24 protein-coding genes are annotated in these 24929 nt (G+C 31.1%); 8 read left to right on the top strand and 16 right to left on the bottom strand.

All coding sequences use genetic code 11. The annotated features are described in order from the left end of the window. Positions 1 to 5: 5 nt before the first annotated feature. The 3 genes from HM985_RS10705 to HM985_RS10695 form a co-directional block, all read right to left on the bottom strand. Positions 6 to 1430, bottom strand: coding sequence for a CCA tRNA nucleotidyltransferase (locus HM985_RS10705; protein WP_179376243.1), 1425 nt, complete (start codon positions 1428 to 1430; stop codon positions 6 to 8). Positions 1431 to 1605: 175 nt separating this feature from the next. After that, complete coding sequence (locus HM985_RS10700) at positions 1606 to 2310, bottom strand: nucleotidyltransferase family protein (protein WP_179376242.1); 705 nt, start codon at positions 2308 to 2310, stop codon at positions 1606 to 1608. Positions 2311 to 2313: 3 nt separating this feature from the next. Next, positions 2314 to 3528, bottom strand: coding sequence for a UDP-N-acetylglucosamine 4,6-dehydratase (locus HM985_RS10695; protein ID WP_179376241.1), 1215 nt, complete (start codon positions 3526 to 3528; stop codon positions 2314 to 2316). Positions 3529 to 3714: 186 nt separating this feature from the next. Between HM985_RS10695 and HM985_RS10690 the strand changes: the two genes are divergently transcribed. Next, positions 3715 to 4605 (top strand): ATP-grasp fold amidoligase family protein, encoded by an 891-nt coding sequence (locus tag HM985_RS10690; protein WP_179376240.1) that lies wholly within the window; start codon positions 3715 to 3717, stop codon positions 4603 to 4605. On the opposite strand, the gene HM985_RS10685 is transcribed toward HM985_RS10690, so the two are convergent. Both HM985_RS10685 and HM985_RS10680 read right to left on the bottom strand, forming a co-directional pair. Beyond that, positions 4586 to 5692: a glycosyltransferase family 4 protein gene (locus tag HM985_RS10685; protein ID WP_179376239.1), complete on the bottom strand. Its 1107-nt coding sequence runs from the start codon at positions 5690 to 5692 to the stop codon at positions 4586 to 4588. The genes HM985_RS10690 and HM985_RS10685 overlap by 20 nt on opposite strands. Before the next feature lie 50 nt (positions 5693 to 5742). Beyond that, the gene (locus tag HM985_RS10680) at positions 5743 to 6594 is read right to left on the bottom strand and encodes a glycosyltransferase (protein WP_179376238.1); all 852 of its coding nucleotides are present in this window, start codon (positions 6592 to 6594) and stop codon (positions 5743 to 5745) included. 134 nt (positions 6595 to 6728) lie between these two features. Here HM985_RS10680 and HM985_RS10675 point away from each other — a divergent pair, with 134 nt between their 5' ends. Beyond that, on the top strand, positions 6729 to 7502 hold the full coding sequence (locus HM985_RS10675; protein WP_179376237.1) for a lipopolysaccharide kinase InaA family protein: 774 nt from the start codon (positions 6729 to 6731) through the stop codon (positions 7500 to 7502). On the opposite strand, the gene HM985_RS10670 is transcribed toward HM985_RS10675, so the two are convergent. Continuing rightward, the gene (locus HM985_RS10670; RefSeq protein WP_179376236.1) at positions 7499 to 8257 is read right to left on the bottom strand and encodes a glycosyltransferase family 2 protein; all 759 of its coding nucleotides are present in this window, start codon (positions 8255 to 8257) and stop codon (positions 7499 to 7501) included. The two genes, HM985_RS10675 and HM985_RS10670, sit on opposite strands and share 4 nt — an antisense overlap. A 40-nt stretch (positions 8258 to 8297) precedes the next feature. On the opposite strand from HM985_RS10670, the gene HM985_RS10665 reads away from it, so the two are divergent. Then, positions 8298 to 9122, top strand: a complete 825-nt coding sequence (locus HM985_RS10665; protein ID WP_179376235.1) for a glycosyltransferase family 2 protein — start codon at positions 8298 to 8300, stop codon at positions 9120 to 9122. 3 nt (positions 9123 to 9125) lie between these two features. Next, entirely contained in the window at positions 9126 to 9947 is an 822-nt protein-coding gene (locus tag HM985_RS10660) for a glycosyltransferase family 2 protein (protein WP_179376234.1), read from the top strand. Here the strand turns inward: HM985_RS10660 and HM985_RS10655 are convergent. Beyond that, positions 9944 to 11011 carry a glycosyltransferase family 9 protein gene (locus HM985_RS10655; protein ID WP_179376233.1) on the bottom strand — a complete coding sequence of 356 codons (1068 nt, stop codon included), beginning with the start codon at positions 11009 to 11011 and terminating at the stop codon, positions 9944 to 9946. The two genes, HM985_RS10660 and HM985_RS10655, sit on opposite strands and share 4 nt — an antisense overlap. 78 nt (positions 11012 to 11089) lie before the next feature. After that, entirely contained in the window at positions 11090 to 11905 is an 816-nt protein-coding gene (locus tag HM985_RS10650) for a 2,3,4,5-tetrahydropyridine-2,6-dicarboxylate N-succinyltransferase (RefSeq protein ID WP_179376232.1), read from the bottom strand. Positions 11906 to 12128: 223 nt separating this feature from the next. Between HM985_RS10650 and ruvX the strand changes: the two genes are divergently transcribed. From ruvX to mazG, 4 genes are all read left to right on the top strand, one after another. Beyond that, positions 12129 to 12542 carry a Holliday junction resolvase RuvX gene (ruvX, locus tag HM985_RS10645; RefSeq protein ID WP_179376231.1) on the top strand — a complete coding sequence of 138 codons (414 nt, stop codon included), beginning with the start codon at positions 12129 to 12131 and terminating at the stop codon, positions 12540 to 12542. Positions 12543 to 12706: 164 nt separating this feature from the next. After that, on the top strand, positions 12707 to 13297 hold the full coding sequence (gene def, locus HM985_RS10640) for a peptide deformylase (RefSeq protein WP_179376230.1): 591 nt from the start codon (positions 12707 to 12709) through the stop codon (positions 13295 to 13297). Between the two features lie 10 nt (positions 13298 to 13307). Beyond that, a complete protein-coding gene (locus HM985_RS10635; RefSeq protein WP_179376229.1) occupies positions 13308 to 13736 on the top strand; it encodes a DUF5606 family protein in 429 nt (142 codons plus the stop codon). A 2-nt stretch (positions 13737 to 13738) separates the two neighbouring features. Continuing rightward, positions 13739 to 14512 (top strand): nucleoside triphosphate pyrophosphohydrolase, encoded by a 774-nt coding sequence (gene mazG / locus HM985_RS10630; protein WP_179376228.1) that lies wholly within the window; start codon positions 13739 to 13741, stop codon positions 14510 to 14512. A 398-nt stretch (positions 14513 to 14910) separates the two neighbouring features. Here mazG and HM985_RS10625 read toward each other — a convergent pair whose 3' ends face one another. From HM985_RS10625 to HM985_RS10590, 8 genes are all read right to left on the bottom strand, one after another. Then, the gene (locus HM985_RS10625; RefSeq protein WP_179376227.1) at positions 14911 to 15459 is read right to left on the bottom strand and encodes an HNH endonuclease; all 549 of its coding nucleotides are present in this window, start codon (positions 15457 to 15459) and stop codon (positions 14911 to 14913) included. 32 nt (positions 15460 to 15491) lie between these two features. Next, positions 15492 to 17465, bottom strand: coding sequence for a DUF349 domain-containing protein (locus tag HM985_RS10620; protein ID WP_179376226.1), 1974 nt, complete (start codon positions 17463 to 17465; stop codon positions 15492 to 15494). An 81-nt stretch (positions 17466 to 17546) separates the two neighbouring features. Continuing rightward, the gene (locus HM985_RS10615) at positions 17547 to 18311 is read right to left on the bottom strand and encodes a shikimate dehydrogenase family protein (protein ID WP_179376225.1); all 765 of its coding nucleotides are present in this window, start codon (positions 18309 to 18311) and stop codon (positions 17547 to 17549) included. Further along, a complete protein-coding gene (locus HM985_RS10610) occupies positions 18277 to 19299 on the bottom strand; it encodes a DUF368 domain-containing protein (protein WP_179376224.1) in 1023 nt (340 codons plus the stop codon). The genes HM985_RS10615 and HM985_RS10610 overlap by 35 nt, the downstream gene beginning before the upstream one ends. Then, on the bottom strand, positions 19299 to 20267 hold the full coding sequence (locus HM985_RS10605) for a DUF368 domain-containing protein (protein ID WP_179376223.1): 969 nt from the start codon (positions 20265 to 20267) through the stop codon (positions 19299 to 19301). Before HM985_RS10605 ends, HM985_RS10610 begins: the two co-directional genes overlap by 1 nt. Before the next feature lie 41 nt (positions 20268 to 20308). Further along, entirely contained in the window at positions 20309 to 21715 is a 1407-nt protein-coding gene (locus tag HM985_RS10600; protein WP_179376222.1) for a tetratricopeptide repeat protein, read from the bottom strand. A 160-nt stretch (positions 21716 to 21875) separates the two neighbouring features. Next, complete coding sequence (locus tag HM985_RS10595) at positions 21876 to 23051, bottom strand: aspartate aminotransferase family protein (protein WP_179376221.1); 1176 nt, start codon at positions 23049 to 23051, stop codon at positions 21876 to 21878. After that, entirely contained in the window at positions 23052 to 24848 is a 1797-nt protein-coding gene (locus HM985_RS10590) for an OstA-like protein (protein WP_179376220.1), read from the bottom strand. Positions 24849 to 24929: the final 81 nt, after the last annotated feature.

Genomic DNA, 24929 nt, shown 5'->3' with positions numbered 1-24929 from the left:
ACTGTTTACTGTTTACTGCTTACTGCTACAAGTCCTAAATCCTTCCCTCGTTTTAGCATCAACTCAAAAGCGGCTGCATGTTCATTAGGGATTTCACCTTCTAAAATAGCTTCTTTTATAGTCTCTTTAATTAATCCAATTTCTCTTGAAGGTTTTAAATTAAAGGTTTCCATAATTTCTTCACCTGAAACAGGTGGTTGAAAATTTCGAACTTGATCGCGTTCTTCAACTTCAACAATTTTATCTCTAACTTTCTGAAAGTTATTATGATATTTTTTAAATTTCTTTGGATTTTTAGTTGTGATATCTGCTTCACAAAGCGTCATTAAATCTTCTACATTATCTCCTGCATCAAAAACCAAACGTCGTACGGCAGAATCTGTAACTTCTGAAGCTAAGACAATAGGTCGAGAACTCATAAAAACCATTTTCTGAACAAATTTCATTTTGTCATTCAATGGCATTTTTAAACGTTTAAAGAGTTTGTAAACCATTTTAGAACCTACAAATTCGTGCGCATGGAAGGTCCAACCAATTTTTTTATGAAATTTTTTAGTTGGTGCTTTTCCTATGTCATGTAACAATGCAGCCCAACGTAACCAAAGGTTATCCGTAGTTTTAGCAATGTTATCTACAACTTCTAAAGTGTGATAAAAATTATCTTTATGGCGTTGGCCTTCAATTTCATCAATACCTTTAAGCGCTGTTAATTCTGGTAAAATATATTGAAGAAGTCCTGTTTGTTCTAAATGAATAAAACCAATAGAAGGTGTTTTACTTTCTAAAATTTTATGGAGTTCAACAACAATACGCTCTTTGGTAATAATTGTAATGCGATCTTTATTATCAGCAATGGCTTTTAGCGATGTCTCTTCAATTTTAAAATTGAGTTGGGTAGCAAAACGAATAGCACGCATCATGCGTAACGGGTCGTCGCTATAAGTAATATCAGGATTTAAAGGTGTACGAATAATTCCTTTGTCTAAATCACTAAGGCCATCAAAAGGATCTAAAAGTTCTCCAAAATTGTTTTCATTTAAGCTTAAAGCTAAAGCGTTAATCGTAAAATCGCGTCGGTTTTGGTCATCTTTAAGCGTGCCATTTTCAACAACAGGATTTCTACTATTTTCGTTATAACTTTCTTTACGTGCACCTACAAATTCAATTTCAATATCATCATAACGTAACATTGCTGTTCCGTAAGTTTTAAAAACCTGAACTTTAGGATGGTTTGGTAAATTTTTAGCGACTTGTTTAGCTAATTCAATACCGCTACCTACAGCAACCACATCAATATCTTTTGCATCACCTCGTTCTAAAAGATAGTCGCGTACAAAGCCGCCAATGACGTAGCTTTCTACTTGCAATTCTTCTGCAGATTGAGTGATGTATTTAAATATGCTGTGCTTTAATGCTTGTTTGTGATTCATAGGATAATTGAAAGTACAGAGGCTCTAAAATGAATTAAAAAGGAACTGTATTTTTTAGCTGCGCAAAGATACGACACAAGGCCAATTTTTTAAAATGAATATTACCCTTTTTAACATAGAAGAATAAATTAGAATTAAAATATTTTAATAATCCTCAAAAAGACCTGTAAAAAGGCTAAAGTTTTAGACGCTTTATGTCTTCTTGTGCTTTTTTAAAATCGTCGTGTTTACCAATATCTAACCAATAATCTGAAATTTGGTAATTGCTGATTTTTTTACCCTTCTCTAATAAGGTTTCAATGAGATCTGTAGCGTCAAAAAAAGTGTTTTCTGGAATAAAATCTAAACAGTCTTTTTTAAAAATGTAAATACCTGCGTTTAAGTTATACGAGTAAGAATGTTTCTTTTTAAAATTAGTAACTAATCCTTTTTTTATTTCAACCAAATCATGTGGAATAACTACGTTGTAAGGAACAGTTGCGATTAATGCATCACTTCCTTTTGAAATAAAATCTTTAAAAATAGAGTTGAAATTTACATTAGTAAGTAAATCGGCATTCATTACCAAGAGGTAATCTTTACTAAAGTTTTTAATTAATTTTAGGGCACCAATTGTACCTAAAGATTTAGGCTCTTTAATGTAATTAAAGTTAATTTGATGCTTATTGTTTTCTTTGAAATAAGCAATGATTTGGTTGCTTAAATAATTGACGGTAATGTTTATATGTTTAATTCCGTATGAAGCTAAACGGTCGGTGCAGTATTCAATTATAGGTTTGTCTCCAATCTTTAAAAGGGGTTTTGGTGTGTTTGCGGTTAAAGGCATTAAACGCTCTCCTTTACCACCAGCCATAATTACAACTTCTATTTTATGATGCATCCGTTACATTTTATGGTCTAAATATTTACCTGTTTCTTTGTGGGTAAAGTTCGGTAATGTTTTATGGAATAAAGTGATTAAATCTTCCTTTGTCCAACTTTTTTCTGCTTTTAAATGATTTATAGACTTGGTGAATGCTATTATTTTATCATTAATATTCAGTTCCGAATTGGGCTTAATAATCCCTATAGAATTAAAACGATTTAAGTCTAAAGTTTCATTCTCTGTAAAAAATAGTTCTATTTTTTTTTCGCCAGTGGTGTCACTTTTTGTTAATAAATACGGCCATTTACCAGAGAGCGGTAAAGTTTTAGCAAAGGCTCTTGCTTCATCTTCATCTTTGCATAAATAAGGCTCGTAGTCTAAGTTTTTAATAAAGTTTATAGCTATATCGGAGAAGCTAGATAGTTTAAATTTTTCATTCAATTTAGGAAAAAAAATATCGTTATTATTTCCAAATAAACAAGACATTAAGCAGAGTTGACCAGATTCTTCAGGACTTATAAAATAACGCTTAACATCGTTTGGAGCTACAATTGGTTGTTGCTTTTTAATACGTTGTTCAAAACCATGTAATAAAGAACCATCGGAAAATGCTACATTAGCAAAACGAGCTGTAGAAATACTAATTTCTTTACTTTTTTTGAATAAAAAAAGTTCCATAATTCGTTTTGAAGCTCCCATCATATTAACAGGGTCGCTCGCTTTATCTGTAGAAACACAAAAGTATTTTTTTACACCATTTTCAATGGATTGTTGAATGGTTTTTTCGGTATTAAAAATATTCACATCAATCATTCGCATTAATGTAAACGGATCTTCTTCACTCCGAACGTGCTTTAATGCTGAAAGATTAAGAACGTAGTCGTATTTTCCGTCGGCGTTAATAAATGCATCATACGTAATAGAGCCAATATCTAGAGCAAAGGTTTTAAAATCACCATTAATATAGCCGTAAGAACTTCGTAAATCTCTCACTAATTCTACTAAATTGTTTTCGCTAATGTCTACGACATGCAGTTTAGCGGGGTTATGTTTAAAAATTTCCTTAGTAACGGCTTGTCCTATCGAACCAGCTCCGCCAAGCACTAAGAATCTTGAAGATGAGACAATTGTATTTAATTTGTTATGATATTTATTGACATCACTTTTAAACAATTCATCTTCTCTATTGATGAGGTTTAGTATGTTGTTTTTGTTGGCTTGATTGTAATTCATAAGAGTAATTAAAACGACATAACTGTGTTCTATGGTATTGTAAAGATACGATTCGGAACCAATGTTTGAAAATTCATTAATTTATCACCAATCAAATGATATTGATTTGAAAATACTTCATTATTTATAAAATATAGTAAATAACTATTAATATTTTTGTCATTCAACAAATCGAGCTATTTTAATATGAATTTTTTTAAAAAAAAATATTATCAAATACTTACAAAGTATCTGCAGAATAAACCTAATAAAGTTGTGGAGTATTTAAAAAGCTCATATTATTTGAAAAATGAGAAGGATCTCAATATTGAAAACCCAAAAGAGATTTCTGAAAAAATTCAATGGTTAAAATTGAATTTATATACAGAAGCATACAAAGATTATGTAGATAAATATGAAGTTAGGTCTCATATAAAAAAAGTTTTGGGGCCTGAATATCTCGTTGATATCATTGGTGTTTATGATAATGTAGACGATATTGATTTTGAAAGCTTGCCAAATAAATTTGTTATGAAAGGAACACATGGTTCTGGTTATAACATAATCGCAGAGGATAAAACTAGCTTAGATTGGCAGAAAACGAAAAGAGAGCTTAATAAATATTTATCATTGAATTATTACGATAAATATAAAGAGCTTATATATAAAGATATAAAACCTAGAATTCTAGTTGAATATTTTTTAGATCAGCTTGGTGATGCGGCTATTGTAGATTATAAATTTTTGTGCTTTCAAGGAGAACCAAAATATATATATGCTAAAGCAGAAGAGGATGGTATAAGAAAGAGGTCTTATTATGACATGGAGTGGAATAAAATAGAGTTGCCATCTGAAAAATCAAATTATTTAAGGCGCGCATTAGATAAACCAGAGAACTTTGATGAAATGGTTGAGACAGCTAGAAAACTAGCTAAGGATTTTATTTTTATACGTGTAGATTTATACTCTATACAAGGGAAAATATATTTTGGTGAATTAACTTTTTTTCCAAAGAGTGGTATGAAACGCGTTATGTCAGAACCTCTTAATCAAATAATGGGGGACTTGATACAACTGCCTAACGAAGCTCATGCTTAAATAATTCATCAAACATTTTTTTAGCAATAACCGATTTAGTGAAATTATCTAAAAGATACTGGTAACCATTGGTTGTTAACCTGTCTTGAAGTGCTTTATCATTCATTAATAGCGTTACTTTAGAGGCAAAATCTTTTGGATTACCAACTTTTGCTAAAAGACCAGTTTCTCCATCTACAATAACTTCTGATATTCCTCCGGCATCAGCAGCAACAATTGAAACTTTACACGCATAAGACTCTAATAGTACGCCACCGGTAGGCTCATTGTTAGAAGTGAATAGAAACAAATCAAACTCAGGTAAAATCTCAGGAACATCGCGTCTAAAACCAGTAAAGATTATATGCTCTGTTAAGCCTTTTTCATCAACATAATTTTTGATGTCTTGTTCCATGCTGCCTTTTCCAACTAAGATGTATTTAGCTTTAAAGGCATTTTCTTTTGCTAAAATTTCAACAGTATCGACCCAAGTATAGTGATCTTTAAAACCTGTGAATTCAGCAATGTTTCCAATTAATTTATAATCTTCAGAGATATTAAATTCTTTATGTAACAGTCCTGTAGGTGCTTGTTTCTGAAATTTATTAATATCAGTAACACTACCAATAACAGAAAGTCTGCTATGATCTTTAACGGCAAATTTTAAAGATTCTACAACAGGCTGAGACACGCAAATAATTTTTTTAATGCCTTTATAATTGTATTTCCATTTTCTAAAAAAGTTAGTGTCTACACGTTTTATAAGTGTACGACAAAGGACTAGAGGTACTTTCATGCCGTAAATAAAATGAGAAAGTACAGCCAATGTATGTGCCTTACTACTATGAATAAATATAACGGTTGCTCTTTTTTCTTTTGCTAATTTTTTAAATGTTTTTGCATAAGATAAACTGTATTCCGATTTATATTCAAACGGAATAACTTGCATTTCTTTCTCGGTTGCAATACGATATAATTCAGAATCGATAGGGCAAACAATCCATTGATCTTCTACATGTCCTTCAGCTTTAAAAGCTTCATATAAATAGATGATTTTTTGTTCGTGTCCACGCCAACCATTAGAGGCTGTAAATTGTATTAATCGCATTGATGAGATGTTTGATTGTAGTGATTGATGTAAAAATAAGGATTATAAGCTTACTTAATCTTATATAAACCTGCTGCTTTTTTTAATTTTTTACTCATTAAGACGTAATTAACGTAAAGCTTGTTTTTAAAACTTAAGTAGCGCCATTCTTTATGAGGAATAATATTTTTTGAAACCTTTATATTGATTTCATCTGAAACAATAAAGTCGGTTTTTATATCATCCCAACTTACATTATCGTAACCATCAAATTCGTTCACTTTATTTTTTTCGTGAATAATAGACATCCATAAACGTTGATTTGCAATTTCTATACGTCTCGATTCTTTTTTCCACATGTTATGGTCGCTGAACCAAACGGTTTTTGGTGTCTCATTTTTTTCAATCAGACTAATAAAAGGGTTAAAAATATGTTCTTTCTTACCTAACATGATGTCTGGTGAAACTTGAAGCGAATAACCTTTTAATATATCAATAGCCATAAAATCTTGTGATTTAAACTGCTGTTGAATGGTTGAGATATAATCCTTGTGAATACAGTCGTCATTATCAATTCGAGATGTAATAATATAAGGACTGTCTTTACTATCTTCAGTTATATATGATTTTATAGACGAATGAAAAGCATCCATTCCGTCAATATAAAAAGCCTTAAAATGTGGGAAAGGTTTTAAAAGTGCTTCAATTTCAGTCTTAAAATTAGCATCTGTTGTGGCGTCAAAAAAAAGTAACCATTTAAAATTGGTATTGGTTTGACTAGCAACTGAAGGAAGACAAAAATTACTAAATAATCCAATTCTATGCGTCATCCATTCACGTGTTAATAACGTTTCGTTATTCTTAGTGACATCCCAATTTTTATTTTTGAGATTAAAACGAGTGATGAGATAGTGTTTAAACATTGAAAATTATTAAGTGTGGACAAATTTACAGAAATATTTGGAAGTCTTTCGGCTATAATTGAAGCGGCTTTTAATCTTTCGTCCAAAGAATTAAATACCTACTTTTGCAGCCAAAGATTACTATTGTTTATTATATGTCTGTAACCGTAAAAATTCAAGATAATTCAACATTAACGAAAGAACAGTTAATGCACGCCATCGAAAACTTTGACCAACAAGGTGAAATGATTGGTAATGGTTACCGAAATGTCATAAAAATATTGACGATTGGCGGTGAACGCTATAATATTAAGGAGTTTAAGGTGCCTAACTTGGTAAATAAAATTGTTTATCGTTTTTTTAGAAAAAGTAAAGCCGAACGTTCTTTTTTATACGCAAAACGCTTACTTAAGGCAGGGATTTTAACACCAACACCAGAGGCTTTTGTTGAGTATAAATCCGCTTTTACCTTTGGAAGTAGTTATTATATTAGTAAGCAGTTAGAATATGATTTTACAATTAGAAAGCTTGTAGATGATCCAACATGTGATGATTACGATAATATTCTAAGAAAGTTTACACAGTTTACTTATCGCTTGCATGAAAACGGAATTCATTTCTTAGACCATTCGCCAGGTAATACGCTAATTAAAAAAGAAGGTGATGACTATAAATTTTATTTGGTAGATCTTAACCGAATGGATTTTAAAACTTTAAGTTATGATGAGCGTTTAGCTAATTTTGCACGTTTATCACCTAAAGATTATATGCTTGAAGTTTTAAGTGATGAATATGCCAAACTTATTGGTAAACCTCACGATGAAGTTAAAGAACGCATGTTGTTTTTCTCTCAAAAATTTTCACTAAGCTTTAAAAAGAAAGAAGCTTTTAAGAGAAAGTATTTTTTCTGGAGAAAGAAAAAACATTAAGATTTTTTATTCAACTCGCGTAATTTTGCATACTTCAAAAAGCGAATATGAGCAGTTTGTACAGAAATATAGAAACCATTAAAGCCATCTAAAAAGCCTAGTTTTATTACATAAGATTGAAAAAAGGCCCAAGTCGGATTTACAATAATTTTAAAAAGTGATGATTTTTTTCCTTTATCGTAATAAGCTTGAGCAGAAATTGATGTGAATTTTTCAATTTGTTGATTGTGCTCAGAATACGACTGATAATTACTATGTAAAATATCGCCTTTTAATTTTCCGACTTTCGAATCTTTAGAGTTTAGGTTAACCGTTTCGTGTATTTTATAGCCAGACCAAGATGCTTTTGTTTTATCAAAAACACGTATTTTTTTTTCAGGATACCAAGTGGTGTGCTTAATCCATTGACCACAAAAATTATTAAAACGATTAACGTAATACCCATCAAATTTCCAATTAGATTTCAGATTTATAATCGATTCCTGAAGCGTTTCAGATAAGGCTTCATCTCCATCTAAAGCTACTACATGATTATGTGTTGTTTGCGATAAAGCAAAATTCTTTTGTTCTGTATACCCTAAAAATTTTTGCTCAATAAAAGTGACGTTATACTTTTTGCAAATACTTTTAGTTTTATCGGTAGAAAAAGAATCTACAACTATTATTTCATCTACAACATTAGCCAGAGATTTTAAACATTTTTCAATATTTAATTCTTCGTTAAATGTAATTATAACTCCAGATAGTTTAAGCATAGTTGTGTTTTTACAATTGTAAAAATAGTATTTTTGTGCTATGGAATCTAATACTAAAGCTACTGTAATTATAAGTACGTACAATAAACCAAATTGGTTAGCAATGGTGCTTTATAGTTATAGCTTACAAACGATAACTGATTTTGAAATTGTTATAGCAGATGATGGTTCAGATGAAAAAACAAAAACCGTAGTTGACCAATTTTCTTCAGAAACAGAATTAAAAGTGATTCATGTTTGGCATAAAGATGAAGGATTTCAGAAAACTAAAATTCTGAATAAAGCTATTACGGCTTCGAATTCAGATTATCTCATTTTTACTGATGGCGATTGTATTGCAAGACAAGATTTTGTAGAAACACATTTACGTTTGCGCAAAAAAAACAGAGCGCTTTCTGGTGGCTATTTTAAGTTGGTAGAAAGTGTTACAGAATTAATGAGTAAAAGCGTTATTTCTAAACAACATTGTTTTAATAAGTCTTGGCTTATAGAAGTAGGTCAGCCCAAAAGTTTTAAGCTCAATAAGCTAACCAAATCCAGGCAGAAAGCTATTTTTTTAAATACAATTACACCAACAAAAGCCACTTTTGATGGTATGAATGTATCGTGTTACAAAGCAGATATTTTAGCGGTGAATGGTTTTGATGAACGTATGGAATATGGCGGATTAGATAGAGAAGTAGGGGAGCGCATGATGAACAATGGTGTTAAATTTAAACAAGTACGTTATAGTTGTATTTGTGTACATTTGCATCACGATAGACCTTATAAAAATGAAAAAGCTTTAGCTTTAAATCAGCAAATAAGGAAAGAAACAAAACAGAATAAAGCAACCTATACCAATTTTGGTATAATAAAAGCATAGACAATGGCACTACCTAAAATAACAGTGATTATTGCAACCTATAATAAAATAGATTGGTTAGAGAAAGTTCTATACGGTTACAGTGTACAGACTTATAAAGATTTTGATATTATTATTGCAGACGATGGTTCTACCAATGAAACCAAAGTTCTTATTGATAAATTTAACGAAAATTACCCAGTAAATATTACACATGCTTGGCATGAAGATAAAGGATATAGACGTCAAAAAATATTGAACGAAACTATTGTTATGGCTAAAAATGAATATATTTTGTTTACAGATGGAGATTGTATTCCGCGTGAAGATTTTGTAGAAACACATGCCAAATTTGCAGAAAAAGGTTATTTCTTATCTGGCGGATATTGTAAACTTAATATGGATTTAAGTGAAACTATTTCTGAAGATGATATTACATCTCACAATTGTTTTGATGTAAAATGGTTAAAATCTAAAGGAGAATTAGGAAGTAAAAACACGTTAAAATTATCTGTAAAAGATGGTTTAGCTAGTTTTTTAGATGTCGTTACACCAACAGGAGCAACGTTTAATAACTGTAATTCTTCTGCATGGAAAGCAGATTTAATTGCTATTAATGGTTACGATGAGCGTATGCAATATGGTGGGCCAGATAGAGAATTAGGAGAGCGCTTAGTAAATTTTGGAATGAAGACGAAGCAAATTCGTTATAAAGCAATCGTTTTACATTTAGATCACGCAAGAGGTTATAAAACTCAAGAATCTTTAGATAGAAACTTAGCGATTAGAGCTAAAGTGAAAAAAGAAAACTTGAAATGGACAGAATTCGGAATTAAGAAAGCCTAATTCAATCGCTTTAAAAATTCTTTTAATTCACTTTCAAAATAAGAAGGCTTAAAATCTAAATATAATTCTGAAGCTTTTGATTTTAAGATTTTTGGGTGTTTAATATTTTGATAAGGCGCTTTATTATAATCTTTAAGATGGGTAGAAACATGTTTTTGTCCATCATCAAACATATTCCAAGCTTCTTTTTTAATCCAAGGAGAAAATATAGTAAATGTTGGTATATATAATGCTTTTGCCATATTAATTGCGCCACCTTCATTTCCTATTAAAGCATCGCAGTAAGATGTAATTGCTAAAAAGCTTCTTAAACTTTTTCCGAAAACTTTAAAATAAACTTTCTTTTTAGTTTCTGCTGTGCATAAATCTAAAATGGCTTTAGCGTCAGCTTCTTGTTTAGGAATGTAATTAAATAAAATTTGACTATCAGGTTGCTCTAAAACAATCTGATCTATCACTTTTGCCATGTATTCAAAAGGATAGGTTTTGTTACTTCCGCTACCTAAAACGCCAATCATAAATAATAGTTTCTCTAAATCTATATGATTAGATTCTAAAAATAGTTTGGCTTCATTTTTTTCATTCTCTGTAAGATATATTTTTGGCCTTACAATTTTTAAAGGATCAATATCTAAAGGGGTTAGTAGTTGTAATCGATTTTCAATAGCTAAACCAGCATTGGTGTCAGCTTTTAATTTATGTTTAAAAGTGTGATTGTAGATTAAGGATTTTTGACCTTTATTAATTGATATTTTAGTTTTAGCTTTAGATAAAAAAGTGATTAGTTTACTCGATAATTTGATGTAAACATCAATAACAACATCAAAACTTTCTTTGTTTAAATCTTTAGCAAATTTGAAAAGTTTTAATTTACTCTTTTCATGCTCTGGAGTGAAAAAATGAAAGTAATCAACAAAAGGATTATTTTCAACTACAGGAAATGTATGTGAATTAATCACATAATGTAATTCTGAATTTGGATATTTCTGTTTAATGGCTTCAAACAAAATACTTGTTGCCAAAACATCACCAATCATTTTCTGTTGAATAACTAAAATTTTCATACTTAAAGTTAAAAAAAATCCAACTGCAAATCAATTTATCACAGTTGGATTATTATATTTTTTCAATTTAGTAACGTATTATACAGCTACATCATATTCACGTAAAGCATCATTTAAAGAGGTCTTTTTATTAGTGCTTTCTTTACGTTTTCCTATAATTAATGCACAAGGCACTTGGAATTCGCCAGCCGCAAACTTTTTAGTGTAACTACCAGGAATCACTACAGAACGTGCAGGTATAACACCTTTAGTTTCTACAGGTTTGTCTCCAGTAACATCTATAATTTTAGTGCTCATTGTTAAAACAACGTTAGCACCTAAAACAGCCTCTTTTTCTACGCGTACGCCTTCAACAACAATACAACGAGAGCCAATAAATGCACCATCTTCAATAATTACAGGAGCAGCTTGTAATGGTTCTAAAACGCCACCAATACCAACACCTCCAGAAAGATGTACATTTTTACCAATTTGAGCACAACTACCCACAGTAGCCCATGTATCGACCATAGTTCCTTCGTCTACGTATGCACCAATATTTACATAACTTGGCATTAAAATTGTGCCAGAAGAAATGTAAGCACCATGTCTTGCTACTGCGTTTGGTACAACTCTAATTCCTTTAGAGGCATAACCACGCTTTAGTGGAATTTTATCATGATATTCAAAAATGCCAACTTCAAAAGTTTCCATTTTCTGAATTGGGAAATATAAAACTACCGCTTTTTTAACCCATTCATTAACTTGCCAACCATCGGTAGTAGGTTCTGCTACACGTAATGTACCAGCATCAACTAAATCTACGACACTTCTAATAGCATCAATGGTTACTTTATTTGTTAAAAGAGAGCGATCGTCCCAAGCATTTTCTATTACAGACTGTAGTTGTTTCATAAAATCAATAGTTTTTTTGTCAAAGATACTTTTATAATAACTGAAGCTAAAATACTTTAAGAAAAAAATGTGACCCATCAGAAAATGTAGTGTCTTAATAATAGTTAAGAGTATGATTTATTTTTTAGAGGGAGTAGATCATTACATTAATTCGGTTAAATTGATTGTTTAAAAACGCTTCCTTATTATAAGGAAGCGTTTTTTATTACCTTATCTTTGTATAATGGGAAGAATATTAGCTATAGATTATGGTACAAAACGAACAGGATTAGCTGTTACAGATGAAATGCAAATTATAGCATCTGGACTTACTACTGTAGATACAAAACAATTGCTTGAGTATTTAAAAAAATATGTTTTAGCAGAAAAGGTTGAAAAAATTGTAGTGGGTTTACCAAAACAAATGGACAATACACCTTCTGAAAGTGAGGTTTATATTCAAAAATTCTTAAAACAATTGTTAAAAGAAATTCCTCAAATCCCTGTTGATCGCGTCGATGAACGTTTTACATCAAAAATGGCATTTCAGACGATGATTGATAGCGGATTGAAGAAAAAACAACGTAAAAATAAAGCATTAGTTGATGAAATTAGTGCGACGCTTATTTTACAAAGTTATCTTTCTAGTGCACAATAATAAGAGCCTTTGTTATAGCCCTAATTTAAACTTAGAATAATTTCAAATTAAGTTTTAGGCTATTAAGCAGTAATGTTTTAGATATAAAGCTTTAGAATTTAGTTTTTGAAATTCTGAATATTATCAGAGAATTTGGTACTTTTGCACCCGAAAATAAAAGAATTATGATTTTACCTATCGTAGCCTACGGCGATGCTGTTCTAAAGAAAGAGGCTAAGGAAATTGACAAAGATTATCCTAAAATAAATGAACTTATAGACAATATGTACGAAACCATGTATGGTGCGTACGGAGTTGGTTTAGCGGCACCTCAAATAGGTTTAGCAATTCGTTTATTTATAGTAGATACAAGTCCTTTTGCAGATGATGAAGATCTTTCTGAAAAAGAAAGTGAGCAAATGAAGAACTTCAAAAAAACGTTCATAAATGCTCAGATTTTAGATGAAGAAGGTGAAGAATGGGCTTTTAATGAAGGTTGTTTAAGTATACCAGATGTAAGAGAAGACGTTTTTAGAAAACCAAAAATTAAAATTCAATATCAAGATGAAAATTTTGAAACCCATGTTGAAGAATATGATGGTTTAATTGCTCGAGTAATTCAGCATGAATATGATCATATTGATGGTATTTTATTTACAGATAAATTATCTTCATTTAAAAGACGATTAATAAAAGGAAAACTTACCAATATTTCAAAAGGTAAGATTAAAATAGATTACAGAATGCGTTTTCCTGCAATGAGCAAAAAACGCTAATAATATATATATGAGTTTAGACAAAATTTTATCAATATCAGGTAAGCCTGGTTTATACCAAATAGTAGCACAGACAAGATCTGGTGCTGTTGTAGAATCTTTAGTAGATAAAAAGCGTATCACTGTTGGTGCACACAGTAATATCAGTATTCTTAGCGAAATCGCTATTTATACATTAACAGAAGAAGTACCATTAAGAGAAGTTCTTAAAAAAATTAAGGAAAAGGAAAATGGTGAGCCAACTTCTATTAGTCATAAAGATGGTAAAGATGCTTTAGAGGAGTTTTTCTTTGAAGTTTTACCAGATTATGATGAAGACCGTGTATACCCTTCAGATATTAAGAAGGTTATTCAATGGTATAATTTACTTCAAAAAAATGAACTTTTAGGATCATTAGAAGAAATAAAAGAAGAAAAAGAGACTTCAGAAGAAGAATAAAAATGTCTGACAAAAAAGCCCAATTAAAAGCCTTTGAGCGTTTGTTAATTATCATGGATGAGTTGCGAGAGCAATGTCCGTGGGATAAAAAACAAACTATGGAAACCTTACGTCATCTTACTATTGAAGAAGTTTACGAACTTGGTGATGCCATTTTAGATGATGATTTAGAAGAGGTTAAAAAGGAATTGGGAGATGTCTTACTTCATATTGTTTTTTATTCTAAAATAGGAAGTGAAACAAATACTTTTAATATCGCAGATGTTTGTAATAGCATCTGCGATAAACTTATAAGTCGCCATCCTCATATTTACGGCGATGTTGTTGTTAAAGATGAAGCTGAAGTAAAGCGGAATTGGGAACAATTGAAGTTAAAAGAAGGTAAAACTAGTGTTTTAGAAGGTGTACCAAGAAGTTTGCCTGCTATGGTAAAAGCGAGTCGCATACAAGAAAAAGTAGCTGGCGTTGGTTTTGATTGGGAAGAGCCACAACAAGTTTTTGCAAAAGTAGAGGAGGAGCTCGAAGAGTTGCGAGTTGAAATTGAAAAAGGTGATCAAGACGCTATTGAAAGTGAATTTGGGGATGTAATGTTCTCGATGATTAACTATGCACGCTTTCTTAATGTAAGTCCTGAAAATGCATTAGAGCGCACCAATAAGAAATTTATAAAACGCTTTCAATACCTTGAAAGCAAAGCAAAGTCTATGGACAAATCTTTAAAAGATATGACACTTTCTGAGATGGATGTCTTTTGGGAAGAAGCAAAGTTACTCTAATACTTTGCGATTTTTTACTGCTTAATTAGAAACTCAAGCATTTAAAATATACTTATTATTAAGTCTTAAAATAATTATAGATAAAATTCACTTTGAGGTGTTTTATCTATAATTTTAATAAGATGTAGCTTCATATTTAGATGAAATTACAACCTGAATAATTAGTGATTTGTTAAATTCATTAAAAAGTTTCGAACTAAACATCCAAAACTATTTTCTGTACGTAAATACTGTATATAAGAACTACCAAAGTTTTTATAATCTTAGTAGGATATCTTAATTATTATTTAAGCGGTTATAATTAAGATTAATTTAGTTTAGTTAGGGCAAAACCCATCTGTTGAATCAGATGGGTTTTGATATTTTTAACCTTTTTTTATATTAAAAAAAACTATTTTTTATTCAGTGACTTCACCCCAGTTCTCCCCAGTTTTTATTCTGTAGAGTTGCATCTCAGAAATCCCGAATTGCTTCGCTATCATCTTAAGTCTTGTTCTACGATTAGGATCGTTTATCTTCCGTTTTATGAACTTAACTTTAGTCTCTGTTAGTTTAGCTGTTGAAGGCTTTTTTCGTTTAATATTTTTAAATTGTGGGTTTTTAAACTGATGTAATTCTTTCTCTCTTTTGGTAGCCCATTTTAAATTTTCTACACGATTATCAGTTTTATCATAATTTAAATGAATGACAAAAATTCCGTCGTTTTGTTCTAAAAAATGCTGTGCAACAAGCTTATGAACATATCTACTTGTTAATTTTCCATTTTTCTTTTGTTTGAGCGGTAAATTTTGGTAACCATTAATATAGTATTTCTTAACTAGAAAATCCTCTTCAGTTTTACAGTTAATAAGTCTACCATAATTAGAAATTTTAAATTTCTCTTTTTCTGAAATGTTTTCATCAAAAATTATGGTCTTCCATTCCTCTTTCCAGTTGTCTCTTATCATTTTGGTTTTATATTATAGCGCTAATTAAAAAACTAGCTATACATTCCACGTACTTTAGTCAGCTTTGCTTTCCAAGTATCTAAATCAGTTTTATGTTTTGCAATGTTTTTATGAACATCTTTAACTAACGGATTATCTGATTTTACGTTAGAAAAGAACTGTAAGTTATTTTCTAATTGGTTAATTTCAGATTTAATTTCGTCAATACGTTTTTTAATAAAATTATATTCGTTATCAAGTAATCTTGTATCATTAGGATCTGCTAAATTTTCAAGCTTGCTTTCAAATTTAATCATTTCAACTTTAGACTTGTCCATTTTAACTTTGTCAAAAGCGTCATCTATAGCCTTGTAGAATTTACCATCAATATAACGTTTGTTTTGTGGTACATATCCGATCTCTTTCCACTCAGCGATTTTATCTTGTAACGTTTTAATATCAGCTTTAGGATCTTCAGTAAGTTCTAAAGTTTTAAGTTGATCTAAAAGCTTTACTTTTTTATCAAACGCATCAAACAAATGTTGATCTTTTGCTTTACGTTCTTGGTGCATTCTGTCAAAATAATGGTTACAAGCTTTTTTAAACTGTTTCCATATTTTGTCACTATCACGTCTTGGAACATGTCCTATTTTCTTCCATTCATCTTGAATTTTCTTCATTAATGGAGTAATAGTTGCAAAATCTTCACCGTCTTTATTGTCTTCTGCAATTTGAATTAAATCTTTTTTCTTTTTAAGATTATCAAATTGATCTTTCTTTAAATCTTTATAAAAGCTATTTTTTCCTCTATTGAAAGTTCTAACAGCTCCTTTAAATTTAGCCCAAGTACCTTCATTAACTTTTAATGGTACTTTTCCAGCTTTAAAGAAGGCGTCTCTTAAAGTTTCGATTTCTTTAATATTGTTTTGCCAAGCACTATGAGACGTACTTTTCTTTTCTGCGATAGCAGTTATTTGTGCAATAATTTCTTCTTTACGCTCTAGATTTTTTTCGTGCGCTTTATCCATATCAGCAAAATAAGCTTGGCGCTTATCGTGGATTGCTTTGGTGGCTTTACTAAAACGTTCCCAAATTTCTTCTCTATGTTCTTTACCTACAGGTCCAAGTTCTTCTTTCCAAAGTTTATGTAAAACTTGTAATTCCCTAAAAGAACGATTGGTGTTTTCGTCTTCCGCTAATTCTTCAGCACGTTCTATGATTTTTAATTTCTGATCATAGTTGTGTTTGAAATCCATATCTCTCAAATCATTATTGAGATGTAAAAAGTCGTAAAAGCGTTCTACATGATGGTGATAGGTGTTCCAAGCATTGTTATACTTATCTCTAGGAATAGGTCCGGCTGTTCTCCACTTATCTTGTAACTCTTTGAAGTTTTTATAAGTTGTACCCATGTTTTCTTCAACACCAAGTAAACCTTTAATATCTTCAATAATTTGCAATCTATTTTCAAGATTTTGCTTAAGGTTCTGCTCGCGTTCCTTGTAATAAGCATTTATATTTTGCTTATAATCTTTATATAATGAATTGAATTGCTTTTTGGTATCGTTGGTATAATAAAAGTCTATTTCATTACCACCTTCTTCAATGAATTCTTCTTTTTTCTCGTCTAGAAGTTCACTAAATTTAGCATTAAACTCGCTTTTTATCTCATTGATATGTTTAGATATCGTTTGAACTTTGTGTCTTTCTAAAAGTCTACTTGTTTCTGCAACTAACTCATCCATTGTCATGGCATGATAGTCTTTCTCTTCAACTTCATGACGTTCTGCATTAGATTCGTCTTCAGCATCTTCTGCATTAGAAGCTTCAATCTCATCAACTAAATCATCTTTAACGACTTCAGTTGTGTGTTCTGTAACTTGTTCTTCACTGCTCGTTTCTTCTTCTAGTTTTTCAATTTCTGAAGGAACTTCAGTTTTTATTTCAGTTTGTACTTTTGGAGTAGCTTCTGTTGATTCTACTTCTTTTTTTCCATCTGCGTCTTGCAGGTTATCATTCTCAGACATGTGTCAATTTATTTAATAATAAGTTGTTAAAGATACTAACAAGTGGCTTAACTACAAAGGAAATGCCCTATTGGTTATATTTTAGTGTTTATTCCAGATTTGCCAAGATTTTTCGGCTTGTAACTTAAGCATTTCAGCTCCATTTATTGTGGTGGCTTCTTTTAAATGCCCACAAGCTAAAAATTTTGTTTGTTGGGGATTGTATATTAAATCGTACAAAATGTGTTTTTTTGTAATAGCATCATATGGAATGTTGGGACACTCATTAACATTAGGAAATGTGCCAATTGGCGTACAATTAATTATGATGGTGTGTTTAGCGATTATTTTGTCATTTAAATCAGAATAAGTATAAGTGACACCTTCTTTTTTAGTACGAGATACATAATCGAATTTGATTTTAAGTTTTTTAAGCGCATACGCTATGGCTTTAGATGCGCCACCTGTGCCAAGAATTAATGCTCGTTTATGATATTTTTTTAAATGTGGTTTTAATGAGTTTTTAAAACCATAGTAATCGGTATTATAGCCTATTAATTTGTTGTTGCGTGTTATTTTTATAGTGTTAACAGCACCAATTTTTTTTGCACGTTTGTTTAGGTCATCTAATAAAGGAATTACTTCTTCTTTGTAAGGAATAGTAACGTTTATGCCTTTTATATTTGATGTGCTACTCAGAACTTCATTGAGGTCCTCAATATTAGGTAAATCGAAGTTTACGTAAGTGTGTGGTAAATTTTCTTTTTTAAATTTTTCAGCAAAATATCCTCTTGAAAAAGAGTATGAGATATCGCGACCTAAGAGTCCAAATTTATATTTTTTGTTGTTGTCTTGTTTGTTTTCCATACCATTCTAATCCTAAAACTATCAGGATTCCTAGGGCAATATAAGCAATTGCGATATAAGTTTGGGTGTTCAATTCAGGTAAAAAACGACGGTAATTAGTAATGATTTGTCTTCCAGCAGAATCTAGTATTAAAGAACCACTACTTTGTGTCTTGTATATTGTTTCTTTCCATGGCCAAACGACTCCAAGAGATCCTATAATAAACCCCATGATAGCTGCAAGTGTAATATACTTATAATGTTTAAGAATATAATTTAGTATGTGAGAAAATGTTACTAAACCTACCACTGAACCTAAAGTGAATACCGATAAGACTTTGAGCATTCTGATACGGACAACATTATGAATAAATTCAAAATTACCACTAAAAATGTCGAGAATAGTGTCATAAAGTGCATTGACTGAATCGACTAATAATAAAACATAATTGCCTAAAAGAATAAGTATAAATGATCCAGAGAAACCAGGTAAGGTCATTCCTGAAACACTAATAATACCACAGAAAAATACAAAAAATAAATTATCATTTTCTGTTGCGGGGTCTAAAAAACTTGTGCTAATACCTGCTAATACTCCAAGAGTTAAGGATAGAAGTGTTGTTTTATTCCATTCTTTAAAGTCTTTACTGAGGTAGTATATTGAGCCTAAAATCATTCCAAAGAAAGTACTCCAAACATAAAGTTCATAGTGCACAATGAGATAATCTAATAATTTTGAAACACTAAAGTAGCTTACTATCATTCCTAAGAATAATAAGCTTAAAAATTTACCATTTATATATTGATAGAAACTTTTAAATCTAAAGTTAATTAAAAGCTTAAAAGCATTTTTGTTAACGCGTTGCAATGAGTAGATAAACTCTTCGTAAAAACCAGCTACAAATGCCACAACACCACCTGAAACACCAGGGACTTTATTTGCAGCTCCCATGGCCAAACCTTTAATGACCAAAAATATGCGATCTATAAGGGTTCTTGTGCTTTGCATTAAACGTTATTTTTTTGTTTTCCTAAACTTTCTAATACGAGGATTGCAGCAAAACCAATAACAATAAAAACGATGGCCATTGCCAATTCGTTATCTCCGGCGTAAGATGTTGGTAGTATACTTTTATCAAGTAAGGTAACGACCTCTCCTTCAGAATTTATACGTGTTTTTAAAATTTCTTTCCATGGCCAAATTTTATTTAAAGAGCCAATCATAAAACCAGTTAATATAGCTAACGTCAGATTCTTATGATGCTTAAACATCCAATTTAAGGCTTTAGAAAATACCTTAAGTCCAATAATAGCTCCAACGGCTAATAGTAAAAAATTTAAGAATGCGTCTTTAAAGAGTTCCATGTTGGCTGTTAATAACCCGTCTCTTAAATTATTAATGGTATCAATAGCAGTTTGGTAAGCTCCTAAAATCAATAGAATAAAAGCACCTGAAACGCCAGGTAAGATCATTGCTATAATAGCGATAAAACCACAGAATAAAAGATAAAAAGGACTATCTGGTGAGGCAAATGGTTCTGCTAATGTTATGTAAAAGGATAGAATAGATGTGATTATTATAGCGACAACTAATTTTATAGACCAATCTTTAATTTGTTTAGCAATGTAGAGAATACTAGCTAAAACAAGTCCGAAGAAGAAGGACCAAAGTAATATAGGCTCGTTATGTAATAACCATTTTATTAATTTGGCTAAGGATAGTATACTAATAGCAATACCAGAGAAAAGCGCTATTAAAAAATTACCGTTAAAAGAGTTCCAAGCTGCTTTAAAACCCTCTTTTTTCCATATTTTTAAAACGCCTAAGTTAACTTTATCTATGCTTTCAATAAGCTCTTCGTAAATACCAGAGATAAATGCAATTGTTCCGCCTGAAACACCAGGAACAACATCGGCGGCTCCCATGGCGATACCCTTAAAAGTAATGATTAAATAATCTAAAAATCTTCTCTGCATTTTTTATTAAATATGAAATGCTAAGATAAGATTATTTTCTTTTAGTTAGAAGCCTTTTTAGCTTCTGAAATTATAGCTCTAATCATCGGTCTGTCGATTAGTTGAGGGAATAATTCTGAAATTATAAAGTTATAATCAATATTAAGTCGAGTGGCATTCTTTAAATGAAAACGCCCTTCTTCAGATTGATGCGTAGCAAAATATAAACCAGCTAAACGGTATTCTACTTCTGCGCTTTCTGGGTAAAATTCAGAAGTTTGAATTAAATTATAAATTGCAGTATTGTATTCTCCTAAAGTCGTTAATACATCAGATCTGTTTAACCAAGTATCTAGTTCAAAGTTGCCTAAATCTAAAGCTTTTTTGTAACCTCGTTCTGCTTCTTCTAAAAAGTTTAAGCGTTTATTTACCGTAGCATATAGTTTCCAGTAGACCACATTATCTCCATCAACAATCACGGCTTTATTAATGTAATATAAAGCTTTTTGATAATTAAGACGTTTCATGTAAAACTTAGTAATGGCAATCCATCCTTTGTCTAGCATTGGATCTTCATCAATAGTCTTTTTAAAGAATTGTATGGCTAAATCTTCTTGTTCTAATTTAGCATAGCATTGTCCTGTACGCAATAATGCAAAAGAAGTAGGATCATCTAAAGCTAGTGTAATTTTATAGTTTTCAATAGCTTCTTCGTATTTTTTTAACTTCTCTAAAACCTTTCCTTTTTCAATATAAGCACCTACAAAAGTATCATCTGAAATAATTGCAAAGTCAAAAGCAGAACTTGCCTTAGCATATTCTTTTATCGTAAAATACTGTCTTCCTAACTGGTGCCAGGCAACTTCGCAATAAGGATTTAAATCTAAGTATGAATTTAAATATTCTATAGCTTCAGAATTCTGATCTAAAAAATCATAACAATATACTATATTATGAAGAGCAGAATAATCTGCTGTATCGCTTTCTAGACATTTTTTAAAAAATACAATCGCATTTTCAAATTGATCTAAAAATAGATATTCCATGCCAACCAATGCGTATAAATCAGCATCATCTTCTGGCGTATTAGAAAGATCTATGGCAATGAGTAAAGTGTTTATGGCTTTTTGATGCTTATCTTGTTTAGATAATACGTTTGCCTTTTGTATAAAAATTTCTTCGTTTGTCGGTTCTAAATTATGCAAACGATCTAAAAGATCATCAGCTTCCTGAAATTTGTCTCCTAAAATAAAGATTTCAACTTGAAATAATCTAAGGTTTACAGAACTAGGGTGCTGAGATAGACCTAGCTTAATGGCGCGTTTAGCCAATGCAATCTTACCATTTTCTAGGTAATGATGAATAATGTTTTCAAACTCGTTAGAGTCAAAGAACAAAATATTATTTGTCTTTAACATCGACTCGAATCGAGTAAGAGGGAAATTTTCGTCTTCTTGACTATATTGCATAAATGGTTTTATAATTCGCTGAAATAAAATTACAGTTATAGTTTGTGCAACATCGTTTTTTTGATAAATGTTCTTAACAAATTAATTAACACTGTAATATGAAATCTTGTTTTGTGTTTAAGTAGTTGATTTTTATTGTTTTAATGTGTGTTTTTTTTGTTTAAATTTTATCTAAAATAGATTTTATTAAACGACAACCTTCAATAATCTCATCATTAGAAATAGTTAATGGCGGCGTAATACGAATTGCTTTGGGTTCAAACAACAACCAAAATAAAATTAAACCTTCTTTTTGAGCGCTTAAAATAACCTCGCTAGTAATTTCTGTACTTTCTGTAAAAGCAGCCAACATTAATCCTCGACCTCTAATTTCTTCAATATGCTTGTGTTGAAGCTGTTCTCGTATTATTTTTTCTTTTTCTAAGGTCTCAGCTATTAAATTAGACGATGTAATTTCTTTTAATGTTGCTAATGCAGCAGCTGCAATAACGGGATTACCTCCAAAAGTTGTAATATGACCTAGTTTAGGATTGTCACTTAATGAGTCCATCATTTCTTTAGATGCAGTAAACGCTCCTATTGGTAATCCGCCTCCTAAGCCTTTACCTGTAACAACGATATCTGGTTGACAGTTATAATTCTCAAATCCAAAGAGTTTTCCTGTTCTCCCTATTCCTGGTTGTATTTCATCTAAAATAAAAACAGCTCCAACCTCATTACAACGTTTTTGAACTTTTGTTAGATAGTCATCGGTAGGTTCTATAAAACCTGCACCACCTTGAATGGTTTCAAGGATAACGGCAGCTGTTTGTTCTGTGATTTTATTTATATCACTTTCTAAATTAAACGTTATGTGCTTAATATCTGGTATAAGAGGTAAAAAGGGCTTCTTACGTTCGTCGTAATCCATTAGGCTAAGCGACCCCATTGTATTACCGTGATAAGCATTTTTTGCGGCAATAATTTCTGAACGGCCAGTAAAACGTCGTGCTAATTTAAGGCTTCCTTCAATCGCCTCCGTTCCTGAATTAACTAAGTAAGTAACTTCTAAAGGTGCTGGTAAATGGTATGCTATTAATTTCGATAATTCTAAAGCAGGAGTTTGAATGTATTCTCCATAAACCATCACATGAAGATATTGGTCTACTTGATCTTTAATTGCGCTCACTACTTTGGGATGCGAATGTCCTAAACTACACGCTGAAACTCCAGCTACAAAATCGAGGTAAGCTTTGCCTTTGGTATCATAAATATAAGATCCTTTTGCATGACTTATCTCCATAGCTAATGGATGAGGTGTTGTCTGAGCTTGATATTTTAAAAAATCTGTTTTCAATTATTCTTTCTCTTTAATACCGTCGCTTTTTGAAGTTTGACTTTTTAGTGGTATTGTTTTTAAAGGTGCAACTGTTGTGGATTTGGGTAAATTCCTAGCTGCTTTATTCTTTTTTTCTGGTGTTTCTTTTCCTGCTTTTTCAATGCGTTCTGTAGCTTCATCATCAATAAACTCTTCTGAAGGGACATAATCATCTAAACCTTTAATAATAGGTAAATTTAATGGTGGATCATCACTAAATAAATCTTCAACCGAGAGTGGTTGTTCTTCTCCACGCCAATCGAAACCTCTAAATTTTCTTCCACTTTTAGGGAAGTCAGAATCTGGGAAAATATTTCCATCAATCTGATTTATAAATCTTACTTCATCAATGGCCTGATCTATAATTTGAACATTAATACTTCCTGATTTAGATTTTTGAATTCCAATTAATTCAGTGTCGTCATTTCTTAGGTAACGAATCGTTTCTGCATTTTTAATGACATCGACATTATACAGTTCGTTATTTCTAAATAAGCCAATTAATCGTTGTCCTTTTATTTGATTAAAAGCATCATTGCTAATGGTATCTTTATTGATTAAGAATGCGTTTTGAAATACTTTTAATGAATCTAATTGTTCTGTTTTAGGGTTTGAAATTAAATGAATTGTATCACCAGTCATTTGGTTACCAATATTCCAAAGTACAGGTTTACGTTGAAGGGCAAAAGCATCATTAGAATTATATCTACTAAGATTAATCATTTGCGTTAAACCTAATTTATGGTCAACGTGAATGGAATCTGATTTCCCAGCTAAATCACTTTTAAAGAGTCGGGCGTTGTTATAAGCACGTGTAATTCTATTTTCAGGTTTGCCAGTGACCATTAAGGTGTCTGCATGCATGTAAATAGAATCTCTGTCCTGAACTGTGATAGCTAAAGCTCTTTTTGTAATAAACATAGAATCTTTAGCTCTCCAAACTTCGGCGTAATGACCTTTTGCAATACTTTTATTTAAAGTATCTGTTACTGTTATATTATTTGTAGCTGAAGCAAAACTTTTTGCGCGATCAAAATATAGACTATCACCTTCGACGGATCTATTATCATAATCTATTTTTGCATTTCGTTGAAAATTTCCTATATCTTTATTTGTGTCATAAAAACCGCGCTCGCAATATACAGTGCTTGTTTCTCCAACGATAGTTGATGGTCCAAAAAGATAAGCATGTCCATTTTCGGTAAAGAAATCGAGACGTTCAGTATTTAAAGTGTATTTAGGATTTACTAACTCTACATCTTTTACAAATTGATATTTGCTAGCATTCATATAGTAACGGCCAATCTGACTTGTAATTGTTCCTGATGAATCTCTTACTACAGTTCCACCTGTATTATAGTAGGCTTGTTGTTTTATTCTGTCAAAATGAAGTGTGTCTGTTTTAAGTGTAGATTTTGGCTCTGTTAAAACAACATCTCCACTAGCAAAAGCGAGCTGAGATATTCCGCTATATTCTACATATTTAGCCACCATATTAATAGTGTCGCCTTGTTTCATTACTACATTACTATAGGCTTCTATAAAGTCTTGATCTTCATAGTAAACAGCTTTATCGCACCACATGTTAATTCCTTTGTGTACAAAATGAACTTGTTGCGATTTATCTCTAATAAATATTTTTGCACCCGCTTCAAGATCCTTGTCTGTGAATAATTGCCCAGCATATTTAATGGTAATGTTTTCTTTTTCTTGACTAAAACTAAAGAAAGCAATAGAGAAGAAAATTAGGACTAAAAGTTTTTTAAATTGTTTCAAAAGGCATACGTTTTTTACAAAATAACACTTAATAGTATTGCTTTAGTGTGTATTACATTTTCTTTAACAGAAGAGTGTCGT

The sequence above is a fragment of the Winogradskyella wichelsiae genome, assembly GCF_013403925.1.
Lineage (GTDB): Bacteria > Bacteroidota > Bacteroidia > Flavobacteriales > Flavobacteriaceae > Winogradskyella > Winogradskyella wichelsiae.
The sequence above is the reverse complement of the archived record's forward strand: the minus strand, read 5'-3'. Positions and strand labels throughout refer to the sequence as shown.